17 protein-coding genes are annotated in these 15,283 nt (G+C 36.5%); 4 read left to right on the forward strand and 13 right to left on the reverse strand.

The window, feature by feature from the left end; translation table 11 throughout:
• Nucleotides 1-92: 92 nt before the first annotated feature.
• Nucleotides 93-686 (reverse strand): Crp/Fnr family transcriptional regulator, encoded by a 594-nt coding sequence (locus RM706_RS08395; RefSeq protein WP_311350608.1) that lies wholly within the window; start codon nt 684-686, stop codon nt 93-95.
• 100 nt (nt 687-786) lie between these two features.
• A complete protein-coding gene (locus RM706_RS08400) occupies nt 787-2,070 on the reverse strand; it encodes a DUF5686 family C-terminal domain-containing protein (RefSeq protein ID WP_311350609.1) in 1,284 nt (427 codons plus the stop codon).
• Nucleotides 2,071-2,291: 221 nt separating this feature from the next.
• On the opposite strand from RM706_RS08400, the gene RM706_RS08405 reads away from it, so the two are divergent.
• Genes RM706_RS08405 through RM706_RS08420 form a run of 4 tightly spaced genes read left to right on the forward strand, consistent with a single transcriptional unit; the run spans nt 2,292 to nt 6,837 of the window.
• A complete protein-coding gene (locus tag RM706_RS08405) occupies nt 2,292-3,323 on the forward strand; it encodes a sensor histidine kinase (protein WP_311350610.1) in 1,032 nt (343 codons plus the stop codon).
• Complete coding sequence (locus tag RM706_RS08410) at nt 3,320-4,051, forward strand: LytR/AlgR family response regulator transcription factor (RefSeq protein ID WP_311350611.1); 732 nt, start codon at nt 3,320-3,322, stop codon at nt 4,049-4,051. The genes RM706_RS08405 and RM706_RS08410 overlap by 4 nt, the downstream gene beginning before the upstream one ends.
• Nucleotides 4,052-4,094: 43 nt before the next feature.
• Nucleotides 4,095-5,042, forward strand: a complete 948-nt coding sequence (locus tag RM706_RS08415) for an alpha/beta fold hydrolase (protein ID WP_311350612.1) — start codon at nt 4,095-4,097, stop codon at nt 5,040-5,042.
• Entirely contained in the window at nt 5,035-6,837 is a 1,803-nt protein-coding gene (locus RM706_RS08420; RefSeq protein ID WP_311350613.1) for a serine hydrolase domain-containing protein, read from the forward strand. Before RM706_RS08415 ends, RM706_RS08420 begins: the two co-directional genes overlap by 8 nt.
• Nucleotides 6,838-7,003: 166 nt before the next feature.
• Here RM706_RS08420 and RM706_RS08425 read toward each other — a convergent pair whose 3' ends face one another.
• From RM706_RS08425 to RM706_RS08475, 11 genes are all read right to left on the reverse strand, one after another.
• On the reverse strand, nt 7,004-7,441 hold the full coding sequence (locus RM706_RS08425; protein WP_311350614.1) for a hypothetical protein: 438 nt from the start codon (nt 7,439-7,441) through the stop codon (nt 7,004-7,006).
• Nucleotides 7,438-8,538, reverse strand: a complete 1,101-nt coding sequence (locus RM706_RS08430; RefSeq protein WP_311350615.1) for a serine hydrolase domain-containing protein — start codon at nt 8,536-8,538, stop codon at nt 7,438-7,440. Before RM706_RS08430 ends, RM706_RS08425 begins: the two co-directional genes overlap by 4 nt.
• 23 nt (nt 8,539-8,561) lie before the next feature.
• Complete coding sequence (locus tag RM706_RS08435) at nt 8,562-9,014, reverse strand: DoxX family protein (protein ID WP_311350616.1); 453 nt, start codon at nt 9,012-9,014, stop codon at nt 8,562-8,564.
• 11 nt (nt 9,015-9,025) lie between these two features.
• Nucleotides 9,026-9,733, reverse strand: a complete 708-nt coding sequence (locus RM706_RS08440; protein WP_311350617.1) for a GNAT family N-acetyltransferase — start codon at nt 9,731-9,733, stop codon at nt 9,026-9,028.
• Nucleotides 9,734-9,735: 2 nt separating this feature from the next.
• Nucleotides 9,736-10,692 (reverse strand): NAD(P)H-dependent oxidoreductase, encoded by a 957-nt coding sequence (locus RM706_RS08445; RefSeq protein WP_311350618.1) that lies wholly within the window; start codon nt 10,690-10,692, stop codon nt 9,736-9,738.
• 107 nt (nt 10,693-10,799) lie between these two features.
• The gene (locus RM706_RS08450; protein ID WP_311350619.1) at nt 10,800-11,378 is read right to left on the reverse strand and encodes an NAD(P)H-dependent oxidoreductase; all 579 of its coding nucleotides are present in this window, start codon (nt 11,376-11,378) and stop codon (nt 10,800-10,802) included.
• Between the two features lie 27 nt (nt 11,379-11,405).
• The gene (locus RM706_RS08455) at nt 11,406-12,326 is read right to left on the reverse strand and encodes an NAD(P)-dependent alcohol dehydrogenase (RefSeq protein ID WP_311350620.1); all 921 of its coding nucleotides are present in this window, start codon (nt 12,324-12,326) and stop codon (nt 11,406-11,408) included.
• Between the two features lie 11 nt (nt 12,327-12,337).
• Entirely contained in the window at nt 12,338-12,628 is a 291-nt protein-coding gene (locus RM706_RS08460; protein WP_311350621.1) for a hypothetical protein, read from the reverse strand.
• Nucleotides 12,629-12,727: 99 nt separating this feature from the next.
• The gene (locus RM706_RS08465; RefSeq protein ID WP_311350622.1) at nt 12,728-13,075 is read right to left on the reverse strand and encodes a DUF983 domain-containing protein; all 348 of its coding nucleotides are present in this window, start codon (nt 13,073-13,075) and stop codon (nt 12,728-12,730) included.
• 11 nt (nt 13,076-13,086) lie between these two features.
• Nucleotides 13,087-13,959 (reverse strand): SDR family oxidoreductase, encoded by an 873-nt coding sequence (locus RM706_RS08470; protein ID WP_311350623.1) that lies wholly within the window; start codon nt 13,957-13,959, stop codon nt 13,087-13,089.
• Nucleotides 13,960-13,979: 20 nt separating this feature from the next.
• Nucleotides 13,980-15,239: a serine hydrolase domain-containing protein gene (locus RM706_RS08475; protein ID WP_311350624.1), complete on the reverse strand. Its 1,260-nt coding sequence runs from the start codon at nt 15,237-15,239 to the stop codon at nt 13,980-13,982.
• Nucleotides 15,240-15,283: the final 44 nt, after the last annotated feature.

The following is a 15,283-nucleotide window of genomic DNA, read 5'->3' on the forward strand; positions in this document are numbered from 1 at the left end:
CTCGATAATCGAGATTTAAATGCTCCGAGGCTTGCTATGAAATCAAAAAATTACTTTCTAACTTATGTCTCGGGGGCTTTCCCAGAGGGAATTTACTTTCGGTTGACTTTTGTAATAATCTTACTCATAAATTCTGGTGTGATTCCTATATATGCAGCTAAATCTTTTTGAGTGATTCTATTGACGATTTGTGGATATTTCTTTTTGAATGCGATATACCGTTCTTCAGCAGTTAAGGAAATGCCGTAATTAGAACGCCTGATGTAACTTATCAATGACCTTTGATACAGAATGCGATAAAATCGTTCAAACTTTGGAATTTCCTGAAATAGCAAATCATAATTAGCTCTTGATACCCCTAGTAGTTCAGAATCTTCGGTTGCTTTGATGTAATACCTGGTTGGCTCCTTTGTCATAAAGCTAGAAATATCACCTGTCCAGTAATCTTCAACAGCAAACATTGAAATATGAGGCGCACCATCTTCATCTAAGGTGTATACTTTTAAACACCCTTTGGTGATAAAGTATTCATAGGTAACAATCTCACCCGCTTGCATAAGGAAATCTTTCTTTTTTACCTCAATTTCTGTCAATAAAGAAATATACTTCTGTTTCTCTAACTCAGTTAAATCGATAAACCGAGATACGTTGTCAAGTATAAGCGTATGTGATGCTTTAAAGTTCAATGCTTCAAGTATTTTAATGCTTTTAATTTAAAGAAATAATACCAAATGCGAAAAAACGCAATAATGATAAAATTAGCTATTCAAAATGCATCTTACTAGATTAATCAATACTAAACCCTACTCTCACTCCAAAACTCTCGTGTTCCCCGTCTCGAAAGCTATTGTATACATCTACACGCCAATTGCCCTTGAACATTTTGTCCATTCCAAGGCCTAATTCTGCATAATGGCCTCCTGTTTCGGTGTAGAGATAGCGGATACCTGCTACCGGCCGATAGTTTAGCTCATCATAAATAAAATAAAAAGGTCTGAAATAATGCTCATAATGTCCTTGGATATAGAATTCTGCCGTACTATTCCCGTAATAATCCAAAAGTTGGAACTGGTCAATATCATAAGTACCATAAACGGTTTCTTTCCCTTTAAAATGTTTGAAGTCAACGAAAGTGAGATTATCCTTGGATAAGAAATCCCCAATTTCGATAAATGCCTTTCCAAAACTATAATCACCGATTTCAAAATCACCCTGAAAACTGAAAGCCAGTTTTTGAAACGATATATCTCCACCAAGAATAGCGTCAGTGGCATTGGCGTACGAAAGGGTCAACGCCGGGTATTTTCCTTTAGAGATTAGCGAACCGCGTTGCCTTACCATTTGATGCCCAAGTTGCCAGCGGAGTTGAGCGTCAAAAAGTACAGTTGTGTTTTTCGTGAAAGTGGTATTATCCAGTTCCTCGTTTTCAGGAGTGTTGGATGTAAAATCTTCGTCCTCTTCGTATTTGGTTAAGTTGTTTAAGGGGTTTCTTTCGTTCCAACTTAGGGATGTCGTTAAAAGAAAATTCTTTAATGGTGAAAACGTATGACCTAATTCTACATAAGTACGTTCATAAATTTTTAGGAAGTTTTCGCTTAGAGCAAAAGTTGACAAGGTGTTGTTAAAAGCACTTAATGTGCTCTCATTGTATAACTGTTCTATGGCTCGCCCTCCAGAGAGTTCCAATAACCCAAAGTTTTTTGGGCTATAATAGTATTGAGATTTTAACTGCGCTTGAAATCGCTCGTTTCCGAATCCGTATCTAAGATTCGGATTCAGGCTAAAAAACCGACCACCCTCATAGTTTTGGGTAAACTTTACTTGTGGGTTAAATACAAAACCTTCCACAGTATTTGCGGGAAACAGTTCAAAGACATTTGGAATGTACCAAACTTGGTTTTTATCTTGATTCTCAAATAATACACCTCTGAAAAGAACTTGTGGAATACTAATCTTATTCGTTGCTTTTTTTTGAGGCACATCTTGATTTTGTGCCTGGGTTATTTGTGCAAAAAGAATACAAACTAAAACGGCATATACATTATTGCGATACTTTTTAATTGCTTTCATAAGAATTCGATTTAATAATTGACTCCGCAAAGGAATGATGGATTCGAGGGGTAAGGAAGCGTTTCGTGTTGAACGGACATATAATCTTGTAAACTGCAATTCTACGTTCACCACGCTATATTGCAACTCACAAGATTCCGATAGGACGAACTATATTTATTTTAAATATTTGCGATTCAATTCATTATTAATCGTTTATTGCAAAACAGCATATCAGAAAAGTGAAAAAAGAAATCATACTCATATTGACATTTTACATCGTAATGGGCATTTTACAATACGCCACCTCAGCCATTGATATAGGACAATGGCTCGGGCTTTCCTGGGTATTCTTAAACTATATACTTAAAGCATTGTTGACCATTCCGTTATTATGGCTCTATTTTAAAAAACTGAACGAATACCCCATTTGGAAAATAGGACTGTTACATCTATTTACTATGCCTCTTTTTATATACATCTGGATTGTTATCTATTATACGCTCTGTGATAGCTTTGGTCTTTTTAGGTTGCGTGGTTCTCGGGAAGTATGGGATGTATACTTGACCTTACTTTTCTATAGCATTCAGTTTGGTTTTTTTCACCTCTATATGTATTCCAAAAAGTTGAAGAAACAAGAACTGCTATCGGCAGAACTGAGCAAGCTCAATGCGCAGAGCGAACTATCTGCATTAAAGGCACAGCTCAATCCTCATTTTTTATATAACGTGTTCAATACTATTAATTCGGCAATACCCGCCACGGCAAAAAATGCACGGAATATGGTCAATGAACTGTCGGATTTGTTCCGATATCAATTAAAGGTTTCTCGTGAAGATATGGTTGCCGTAAAAGAAGAACTGGAATTTGCACAGAAATACCTCGATTTGGAAAAAGAGCGTTTCGGCGAACGTCTGCAATATGAAATTGAAATTGAAAAAGGGTTAGAGGATGTTTTGATACCTCCTATGATTATCCAACCCCTTGTCGAAAATTCTATAAAGCACGGAATCTCGCCCCAAATAAAAGGTGGACTTATAAAAGTTGAAGTGACGCGACTTAGTGAGAACTTGCATTTTACGATTTGTGATACGGGCAAGGGAATCACTGGACAAAAACACTCGCAATTATTGAACAAAGGTGTTGGACTTTCGAACACCAATGAACGACTTATAAAACTATATGGAAAAGGACTGGAATTGAACAATAATGAGCCTTCAGGGCTTTGTGTTTCATTTTCCATTCCAATTAATACAGCATTAAAACAACAATGAAAAAAGTAATTATCGTAGATGACGAAGCCCCAGCTCGAAAGTTGATTAAAGAATTCTTGGAATCCCACAAAGATTTGGTTATTATCGAGGAATGTAACAACGGGGTCGATGCCGTAAAGGCCATCAATACCTTTAAACCCGATTTGGTCTTTTTGGACATTCAAATGCCAGGTCTTACAGGTTTTGAAGTCTTGCAAAGGCTGGAAGAAATGCCACAAATTATCTTTTCTACGGCCTATGACCAATATGCGTTTAAAGCCTTTGAAGTTCACGCTGTGGACTACCTTTTAAAACCCTTTAAGCAAGAACGCTTCGACGAGGCTATTCAAAAAATTATGGATAATGATAAGGGTTATTTATCACAGCTACAGAACTTGGTAAGCGGTTTAAACGAACAAGAAACCTATTTAACCAATATTCTAGTATCGGTTCGGAATAAACTCATCAATATTCCCGTAGATACCATTATTTATATCAAGGCGGATGGTAATTATGCGAGACTCATTCTTGAAAAAGATTCACATTTAACGAGCTATGGTCTTTCTAAATTAGAGGAAAAGCTGAATACCCAACAATTCATTAGGGTGCATCGGTCAACCGTAATCAATATCAATGCAGTTAAGGAGGCTTATAGCTATCCTTCAAGCTACGAACTTATTATGACCAATGGCGATATGGTAAAAGTAAGCCGAAGTTATTTAGATAATATTAGGAAGTTGATAGTATAAAGCTTCTACAGAATTCATCAAATCAATCAAAAAACGAATAGTTATGAATATCAAATCAATCCTACTATTTCTAATGTGCATCACCCTACAAAAGGTAACTGCCAAAGAAATAGATACTACAGCTACCATATCAATAGGCGGTATACAGCAGTATATAAGCATCAAAGGGAAAAGTATAGATAGTCCAATTCTTTTGTATTTGCACGGTGGTCCTGGAGCAGCGGTTTCATCACATAGCGATAAAGTAACACAACAATTGGAAGCGCATTTTGTAGTGGTGCATTGGGACCAAAGAGGTTCGGGAAAAACAAAGGAACTTAACAAACCTGATGCGTTACCTACAATTGAGGTAATGAAACAGGATGCAGAAGAAGTTTTATCACATCTTCTTACCAGATTTAATAGGAAGCAAATCGTTGTTTTGGGTAATTCTTGGGGTACGGTATTAGGATTTCATCTAGCCGAAAAGTTTCCCAAAAAAGTTAGTGATTTTATTGCGGTAAGTCCTATTGTCAATCATACGAAAAGTCAAAAAATGGCTTTAGAATTATTGCACAATCATTTCAATAAGAATAAAAACATCAAAGCAGTAGCGCAGTTGAATACGGTGAAAATTCCTTTTGAAGATGCCGAACAGATGCTCATATTACATCGTTGGGAAACCGTTTATAATGGAAGTGATTTCTCTGATGAACAGTTCAAGCAATATCTATCATATTTTAAAGGTTGGTCGTCCCAATGGATGCCCCTCTATCAGCAGTTGTATCGAATAGATTTAGAAAAACAAGTTCCAGATTTGGAATGTCCGTTATATGTTTTGATAGGCGATAAAGATTTAACAACACATCACGAGCTAACCAAAGCATATTTTGATGCACTTAAAGCACCTCAAAAAGAATTGTTTTGGCTAGAAGATGTTGGGCATAATATTCCCGGTATTGCTGGCGATAAGATACAAGAAATCGTTATTAAAAATATAATGAATGATTAAATCAACAATATTAATTCTACTCCTGTTCGTATCGAATATCTCGGTCGCACAAAACAGTGAAACTTTAGATGAAAAGTTGAAAAAAGCTGTTACAAACGAAAATTTAACAGGTGCTGTATGGTCAACTATTAGTGATGATATAGTTACAACAGGAGCAATAGGATTAAAAAATGCCGATACAAAAGAAATTTTAGAAAAGAACGATAGAGTACTAATTGGTTCAGTTACTAAAACCCTAATTGCAACAGGCATCCTTCGTTTAGCAAGCCAAGAGAAATTGGATATTGAAACCCCTGTTTACAAAATTTTACCCGACATACCTTTTATTAATCCTTGGAGAGAAGATAATCCTGTTACGATAAGGGACCTATTAAATCACACTTCAGGAATTGAAGATTCTAGATTTTGGCAAGTATTTAGCACAGAATCTACGCCTTCTACCCCTTTAGAACATATTTTTTCCAAAAACCCTTCTGTATTAAAAGTAAGAAACATATCAGGCACTCGATTTTCGTATTCAAATATGGGATATTCATTCTTAGGTTTAATTATTGAAAAAATCGCTCAGGAATCATATGAAACTTATTTGGATAAAAATCTTTTGATTCCTCTAGGTATGGAGAACAGCACTTTTCAATTTACAACTCAAAAAGGAGTGAATATCGACCCACATCTAGCTATGGGTCATTTTGATGATGGAACAACGCAAGAGAACATACCTATGTTTTTACGTCCAGCAGGTCAATTCACCACAACTGCAAGAGATATTGGGCTATTCGCAAGATTCTTAATGAGTGACGGGACTATTAATGGAAAGGTTTTTATTGATAAGGGGCTTTTGAAACAAATGGGAAATCCGACATCAACAGAATCTTATAAAAATGGATTAAAATCAGGATATCAATTTGGGTTAAGTTACAGAGATAGGTATGGTGTCGTTGGGAAATTTCATCGTGGAAATACAATTGGTTACAGAGCAACATTTTATCTATTCCCCGAACAAAAAAAAGGATTTTTCATCAGTTACAACGCGGATAGTGAAGCTGCAAATTATGAGAAATTCAATACAATTTTCATAAATCACCTAGGAATTACTAAGCACGAAAAACAAAAGACAAATGGCAATCTAGCTTCAAGTTTTAAAGAGTTTGATGGATATTACAAGATGAATCCCATTCGCTTCAAAATGTTTGCTTATCTAGATTTACTTTTTAACTCAATAAAAGTGGAGCTAGAAAATAATAAACTCGTTATTAAATCCATTCAAAAAGAGGATTACGACCTTTTACCCCTTGGAGATAATTTATTCAGAAAAAAGGATAGAGTTAAAGCTTCTCACGTTTTTTACAAAAACGACAATACACCAATGATTAGTGATGGACTAGTAACGTATGAAAAAATTAGCTCATTTTATTTAGGTTTAATGTGGATAAGTCTTATTCTAGGGTTAGTTGGTATGATGATTATCCTATTTCGTGGGTTCTATTTACTTTTTCAAAAACAACTATTCAAACGTAATCAAACAATAACACTTCCATTTCTATCCATCATAGGGCTTTTAATTCCTTTACCTTTTCTTCTAAACCAATCTTTTCTAAACTTAGGTGATTTCACCTTTGCAAATGTTTTATTAGCAATTGTTACTGGATTTTTACCTCTAGCAATGATTTTGGGAATTAGAAAAATATGGAAAACCAAAACTTTGACAATAGATACGGCCGGAACATTATTTATTTTACAATGGACACTTGTTTTAATTTACTGGGGAGTATTCCCGCTTAGATTGTGGTATTAGGAAAAGAAGTTCCTTAGTTTGAATATTCAATATATGTTACGATACTCTTAGAAAGCCTAAGAAAGAGTTGTCTTGGTTAAAAGATGTTAGTATAAGATTCCTGAGCTTGCTATCGATAAAACGTAAAGCCTCACTATCAAAAAAATTGTTCCTGAGCTTAAAAAGATTAGTAGAAATTAAAGAACCACTCAATCGCATTTCCCATCACAAAGCTTGTTAAGGTAGCGAGCAACGTTATTTTTCCAAGATTGAAGGCATTTGAGAAAGAAATATAAAACGCTCCAATTGCGCAGCCACTGAAAACAAACATCGCATACAAAGGTGTATTGCTAGTTATGAGTGAAGTGATATGAAAAAGGATATCAATGACCGTAGTAAAACCAAACAAAGCCAGCGCAAAATTAGCTTTCTTGCTTGCCTTAAACAGATAAAACCCTGCAATAAAAAGCTCTATTGAAATAGCGACAGGGCCATATTGGGTATAAAATGATAAATTAAAATATTCGGCAAAATCCTCTGGGCGATTGGTTTCTAAATAGAAAAACACACTAAAAATAAAGGCAATGCCCATAAAAACAACTGCTATGACTTTTCTTAAACTCATTTTACGAATTTCACAACGTAATTTACAAATTCATACACATTAAAAGAAGGCATCGCCTGAGTGATGCAATACGACAGTACTGTTTTAGTTTCTGGACAGTAGCCGATATACGTACCAAAAAAGCCATAATGTCCATAGAAGGTTTGGTCATTATAAACAGACTCATAAACACCAAGCCCGTAAGGAAGGTGGTTTTCAAAAGTTTCTTCTATGGTTATCATTTTTAGCAATGATTCTTTCGAGATAAGCTTTCCATTGAACAGCGCCTTGATAAATGTAGCTACGTCTTGATGCGTACTAACCAATCCTCCACCTGACCAATCAAAGGAGGTATTGACTTCATTAAAATCCGTAGCGCCTACATATTGATGAATTCTAGCGTTTTTGGAGTGCGTCTTTTCGTAAAATTCAAAATAGGTGTCTTGCATATCCAACGGATTGAGAATTCTATCACGAATGGACTGCGATAATGATTTTTTATCCAATTTCTCTATCAAGAAACCTAACAGTACGTAGTTCATATCCGAATAATGCCAACCTTCTCCTGGTTTGAATTTTGCTTCTTTATGAAGGCCAAATTCAAAATACCAATCTACCACATCTTTGGGTTGATACTGTTGCTGTGAATTTTTCAATACACGTTCTAGGAGTACCTGTTGCCTATCATTAAAAACATCAGCTAATCCACTTTTATGAGATAAGAGTTGCTTTATGGTTATTGCTTTCGCGAAAGCGTTATTCTTATGCCAATGAAATTCATCTAACTTCAAGAATTCAATACTCTTTAAATACGGATAGATAGTATCCAGAAGGGAAAGCTTGCCTTCTTCTTCCAACTGTAAAATAATAGTCGAAACGAAAAGCTTTGTGCTACTCGCAATTCTAAACTGGTCTGTTACCTGTAAAGTATCTCCATTTTTCTTTCGTAACCCCACAGCTTCATTGACCAAGACATCTCCATCTCTTTCAATCAAAAATGACATACCGTGAACAGGATTTTCTGTATCATTGATTAGTTTCTCCTGCAAAAGCTCGGAAACTTCCTGTGCGTTAAGCAGGAATGGGAACATCGTTAAAATAAGGATTAGTGTTTTCATAATGCGTTTTGGTTTTAATAGGATTACATTCTGACGGAAGCGATATACGTCCAAGCGATAAAAAGAATTTGCAACGGAACTCTAAACCACAAATAAGCAAGACCGTTTCCGTCGAATGTTCCTGTTTGATAGTTTACTTTATGAACTGCAGCATAAATATTGGCAGGTAGCATTAGTATGAGAAAAATGATTAAAGCCCAACCAGATAGGTATTGAAATTTAGGGACAAGAAGTCCTATGGCAACTAAGACTTCGAATACGCCTGTAAGGTGAACAAAGCTTTCTTTAAAAGGAATAAAATCCGGTATCATCATTGTCATTCCCTTGGTAAACACAAAATGTCCAATAGCCGTAAATACAAGCATTACTGACATTGCAATTCTAGCAGACAAGGCAAAATCATACTCCTTTTTGATAATTTTAATGGCTAAAATGGAAATAGCAAAACTTAATAATAGAACGATGAGTGGTTTCATAATAGATTGTTTTAAATAGTATATGACTTTAAATTACCTTGATGCTGAAAACCAAGTTTTTTATAGATAGGCGCTCCCAATTTTGAGGCTACTAGATGGATATACTCGCTATCATTTCTTAAAGCAATAGAAAGCAAATGTTCAGTCATTTTCTTTCCTAAGCCCAATCCTCTGTATTCCTTTTTGGCACCAATCATATGTAGCCCAGAATCTCCGTTGGAATCTTGAAACACAATGCCGCAGCTCACATAGTCCCCTTTATGTTTTCCTAAGAAAAGTTGAATCTTATCGCTCTGTATCAAAGGACTAATGGTACCCTCATAAATGGTATACCGAAAAGCTTCCGAAGCAATTCTTGCAAAGGTTTGTGCGCCTAGAACATCTCTTACTTTTTCAATATCTGAAGAGCCAGCGTATTTTGGTTCTTCTTTCATATGCATTGTCATCGCTTCTACAGAAGATGTTTGGGTAAGCCCTTGCACTTTTAAAAGTTCTTCAATCCCCACATTTTCTTCTACCGCCAAAGACTTCGCCAACTGGTACTTCGTAACACTCTCTTTCAATCCTTGAATATGTTGTTCTTCAAGGTTGAATATTTTTGAAGGCCAAGTAGCATCTTCAGGGGAAAGACTGGAAAATCCTTTGTATTGATGGAAGTATCCGCCCACTTGACCAATATGTCTCCAAAATTCAAATTGATGTTGTACCGCCAGTATCACTTTTATGCATATTCAATGTTAGATGCCTCAAAAAGCGCAGCAGAGTCTTCGTAAAAACGATATTCTTTTATCATTTCATCTTCAACAACACAAAGCTGTACCCAGTTGCTGTTAAATAGCTTTCCTGAACTTCTCACCAAGTGTGAGAATGAACCTTTGGCAATAACCAGATTATTACCTGCTTCTACAACTGTGTCAACTATAAATTCTTTGGTTTCAAAAAGGGATACGATATTCTTTAAGAACTGTCTTGCTTCCTTTCGGGTGCGATAGATACCGTGCAATTGGTCTTTTAATCGCTCTTCTTCCTTCACGCTTACGATATAACAATCAGGATGAAAAACATTAAGAACCGCATCTAAATCTCCTTGTTGAAAGGCATCAAAGTAGGACTGCACTACTCCTGTATTGGTTTTCTTTGGTTTGTAGTCCGCCTTCGCGAAAGTATAAAATTCTTTATCCAATTTTTCTAACTCTTCAATATTACTAATGCTATTAGTGTGAGGGTCAAAACTCTCCTGAAAACTCCCCAGTGAATAGGTTCCTCTTACTTGCCCACCCCAAATTGGCATCAACTTTTCTAACAATGCTAATTGTGTTTGTGCGCCTGTGGCACCAGGTGATGTACTCAGCAATAAAACTGGCTTCTCACCAAAAAACTGCTGAGTAAACACAGAGAGCCAATCCAATGTATTCTTTAAAAATGCAGTAGGCAAACCATTATGCTCTGGTGAAGCGATAATGAAACCATCGCTATCTTGAAAAATAGCGTACAAATCTTGAATTGATTTTGGTATGCCTTCCGCGTGAATACTTGGCGAATAAATGGGTGCTTCAAATTGCTTTAGGTCAATTAAATTAATCTCATACTCCGAATATCTTTCAATTACAGATTGGATTAACTTTTCGTTAATAGATTCTGGACTATTGCTTCCAGAAAAGGCTAAAATGTTTTTCATTTTGTTCTATTTTTTGATTAATACTGATGCAAATTTCTTGACCTCCTGCTCATAATACTTGTTTGAGCGGAAATCTAATTTGTTCTAAAAGTCTTTTAAGCTGCGTTTCAGGACACACTAACTCCTAGTCGATTAACTCTAGATAGCCATTGTGTACGTTGTTTTTTAGTTGAATTTTTTACTGCTGCGAGATAGGTAACCTTTACTGGTTTTATACCGCAAAATTCAAGCGTTCCTTTTTTAAATTGATTGATAGCAGGATTTTTCATCACCAAACTATTATACCAACTCACTGTATCTGCTGTAATTATTATTCGAGCAGTTTTTCCCTTCAGCAATTTCTCAGGAAAAAGTTTCCCTTTTTGATATTTAAAAGTGATACCTGGTAAAAAAGTGCGGTCTATAAATCCCTTCAATAAAGCAGGAATACCATACCACCACATCGGGAAGACCCAAACCAAATGTTCTGCTCCCTTTATTTTCTTGATGGCTATTTGTAAATCAGGTTCCAATTCGTAGGGAATTCTGTAACCGTACTTTAGATTAGGGTCAAAGTTCAATTCAGAAAGATTGATAGTCTCTACTAAGGCACTTCCTGAAATAGCACCTTTTTTATAGCTTTCTGCCAAAGCCCAATTAAAACTTTCCTTATCTGGATGTCCGTTAATGATGAGTACTTTTTTCATTTTCTGTTCGTTTTTTGATTGATGATTTTAATGGTGGACGACTACCGAAACATTTCCACGTTTTCGACCAGAATCCACATAGCGATGCGCTTCAACTATAGTGTCTAAGCTGTATTCTTTGTCAATTAATGGTTTTAGTTGTCCGCTATCTACCAGTTGACGAATTTTAAGTAACAGTTCTGTGCTCTCTTTGGTCAACATTTTTGTAGTGACGAATCGTCCATCGCTTTTCAAAACCTTTTTAGCATTGGACTTTGATGTTTTACCTACGGTATCAAATACAATATCATATTGTTCGGAAGAATTCGTGTAATCCTCATTTTTATAATCGATTACCGTCTCTGCCCCTAAGTGTTCTACTAGTGCTACATTTCGTGTACTACAAACTCCGGTAACACTAGCTCCATAATGATTTGCTAATTGTACGGCATAACTCCCCACACTACCAGAAGCACCGTAAATAAGCACTTTTTGGTCTCTAGCAATCTCTGCCTTTTGCAATAGAAACAGTGCCGTCATACTGCCTATAGGTACTACTGCCGATTCTTTGTGAGACAGATTCTTCGGCTTTTTAATGACCACACCTTGATTCCAATATTCAGGAATGCACATATATTCGGCATAGGCTCCCGTTTTGAGCATTGATGTCGTTCCAAAAACTTCATCGCCTACATTAAACTTAGTTACCTTGGTTCCTATTTGTTCAATTATTCCCGACCATTCGTGACCCAAGATTTGCTTTTTAGGACTAAACAATCCAAAAATCAAACGTGCAGGTAACCATACCAAAGCTGGAAAATCAGAGGCTCGTAGACGAACATCTCCTGAAGTTACTGAAGTGGCCATTACTTTAACCAAAATTTCATTGGTTTTTGGACTAGGCTTTTTAAGCTCCTTCAATTGAAGTACTTCTGGTGAGCCGTATTTGGAATATACTACTGCTTTCATTTTTCTGCGTATTAGGCGTTTGTTGACAAATTGTAAATTGACAAGGGGCGGACTGTACCTATGTGAGCATATTGTTCACTTTCTAAATAGTGTAGTTCCCTATCAAAAAGTCCGATACGATTTAAAAATCGAATTACCTTTTCTTTGGTTAATTGATTGCTATGCAATCGTAGCACTTTATCACAATCTTCGAGGTCAAAATTCCATTGTCCTTTGCCTACAATAGCATCCAAATGGGGTCGTATCGCCAAGAGTTGTATCTCTTGTAAGTGCGTTGCTAGTAAATAAAAGTCGGTTTTCATAATTGATTTTTTGTTGATGAATAAACTCTTGTAATTTGATGGTTCAAAGATGCGATTGATTGAGACATTAATCGTTCTGAAATGTAAATCCGAACTTCTTTAAACACCTTTTAAAAGATAAATCCATATGATTCTTGCCATTCTCATATTGAAGGATGATAACAAAAGAATGGTGATGGCTATCCAGGGTAGAATTCTCAAATCGAATGTGTTTTCAAAGAAGAATGTTCCGATAATAAATACTGCTACAGCTTCAGCAATTCCTAAAGCATAACTTACGTACATCGCTCCAAAGAAAAAGCCAGGTTCTTTCTCAAAGGCATATCCACAATGGGAACAGCTTTTGTTCATCTTAGGTTTTCTAAAATTGAAATAGATGTTCTTCTCTCTATAAATATGACCTTTATCACAATGAGGGCATTTGTTATTTAATATTTTATGTATCATCACTTTAGGTTTTAATTGGTTTTTGCTTCTGCGAAATAGAAGTCTCTTAGTTTATGGGTTCCGTAGCGCATTGCTACATTATCATTAGCCATCAAGGTCAGAAAGAACTCAATTGGGCCATAGGTCTCAACGGAAGTGAATGTGCGTACCGACCAAAGACTAAAACGTCTCACCCAATCTGGCAGGTGCCAAATATTAGGTGCTCTACCTTGGGCATCAAAAGCGAGTTCAGCAATCTCGTTTTGAGTCAGTACATCTGGTCCTCCTACGGAACATTCATTGGCTGGTTCATCTATCATATTCAATATGATTTCTGCCAAATCGGCTCCGTGAATGGGATTCATCAATTGCTCTCCGCTTCCGAAGAGAAATACACGTCCTTTTCTTGCCATTTGAAAAAAGTCTTTCATATCGGAGAAAAATCCGTTGGGTCGTATCACAGTGTATTCCAATCCTGATTTTTTAAGTTCATCAACAAAAGCTTCCTTAGCTTCAAAAATTTTGAGGTCTCGATGTTTATCCCCATTAATGGCAGAGACATAGATAAGCTTTCTTACTCCTGCACGTTGTGCTTCCCGCAATAGATTCAGATTCGCTTGATAGTCTACATCCATATAGGTAAAACCATCTTTTTGACGTGTGATACCTATGGTAGAGATTACGGTGTCGATTCCGTCACAGCTCCTAGATAATGTGTTGGGTTCCGTTACAGTAGCTTCCATAATTTGAATCTTTGAGGATTCATACTGTTTTAGTTTCTCTTGCTTTCGCGAAAGCAATCGTGCAGATAAACCTCGCTCCTGTATAGCCTTAGCAATATGACCACCTAAGTAACCTGTACCACCCGCAAGCAATATGCGTTTATTGTTCGTTTTTAATAACATTGTTTTTGTGTTTTGATGAATTATCTGTTTTGAATGTACTCCTGTATTCCAGCTTCAATGAGTTGTAAAACTGCTTCCCATTTAGGTGAGTTTTCTGAAAAGGTTGCATCCATATTCGCAATCACTGAAAAACCAGAACTTCCATTAGCCTTAATTTCCATATGGCTTGATACGCCTAAACTGTTACCACCGTGAGACCAGCTATTACCCGTTTTATACCAATACAGTCCGTGGTTTTCAGCAAAACCATTAGGTACGATACCTGCATCAAGTTGTGGTGTAAACAACAATTCGTAGTAGGCAGTTCCGAATAAGGTATTGGATTGTCCTTTAATGCCCTTGGTCATATCCAAAAGGTAATTGGCCAAATCATCATTTGTAGTATGTATACTTCCTTCTGGGTAGCCGTGATTTCCATAAAATGGTAGTGGTGTGTTCTTATCTAGATAAGGAATAGCCCATTCTTGCCAGTTCACCTCAGTCACATCAAAAGTGGACTTGTTCATTTGCAAGGGCTGTAAAATATGAGTGTTAACGTAGGAATCAAAATCTTCTTCCGTAGCCGATTCAATTACGAATCCCATTAACGAGGTTGCTACATTGGAATATGACCATACTTCACCCGGTTCGCTATTCATAAAGTTGGAATTACCATAGAGTGCGCCATCCTCCAAGAAATACTCCCCTAAATATTCAGCAAGCGGTACTGGATTCATTACTGCAAGTTCTAAACCGTCCGTCAGGATATTGGCACCGGTTGTCCCTAAATTTTGATTGGGCAGTATGACATAATTCGCTTGAATATAGGTAGATGGGTCGTCTACAATGCCTGAGGTATGCGTCACTAAATGTCTTATGCTAATTACCGCGTTGGGGTTTTCAAGATTAACTATCTCAACGGGCAATAAATCGTTGATGGGTGTATCTAAGGTAAAATATCCCTGTTCAATGGCTTTGGCCGTTGCAGCTCCCACAAAAGATTTACTCAGTGAAGCGATATTGATTACGGTTTGATTACTAAAATCCCGTTGTGCCGCAATGTTTTCAAAGCCAAAAGAAACCTTGTAATCAATGTCATTCCCAATTGCTATGCTTACCGCAAATCCGGGAATTTCCTTTGTTTCGATAATTTCCTCGAAATAAGCGTTAAGGTCTGCTTGGGTTTGAATTCCTGTGGGCGTGGGTTCGATAGTTATACTATCGTCATCGCTTGAACAGGAGGTTAAGAGCACAAATAAGCTCAGTAATGTTAATCCGATAATTCTAGATAATGTTGTCATAATTGTTTGTTTTTTGATTTATAAATTTTTGATGGTACAAAGAT

The sequence above is a fragment of the Croceitalea rosinachiae genome (assembly GCF_031846445.1).
In the GTDB taxonomy this organism is placed as follows: Bacteria; Bacteroidota; Bacteroidia; order Flavobacteriales; family Flavobacteriaceae; genus Croceitalea; species Croceitalea rosinachiae.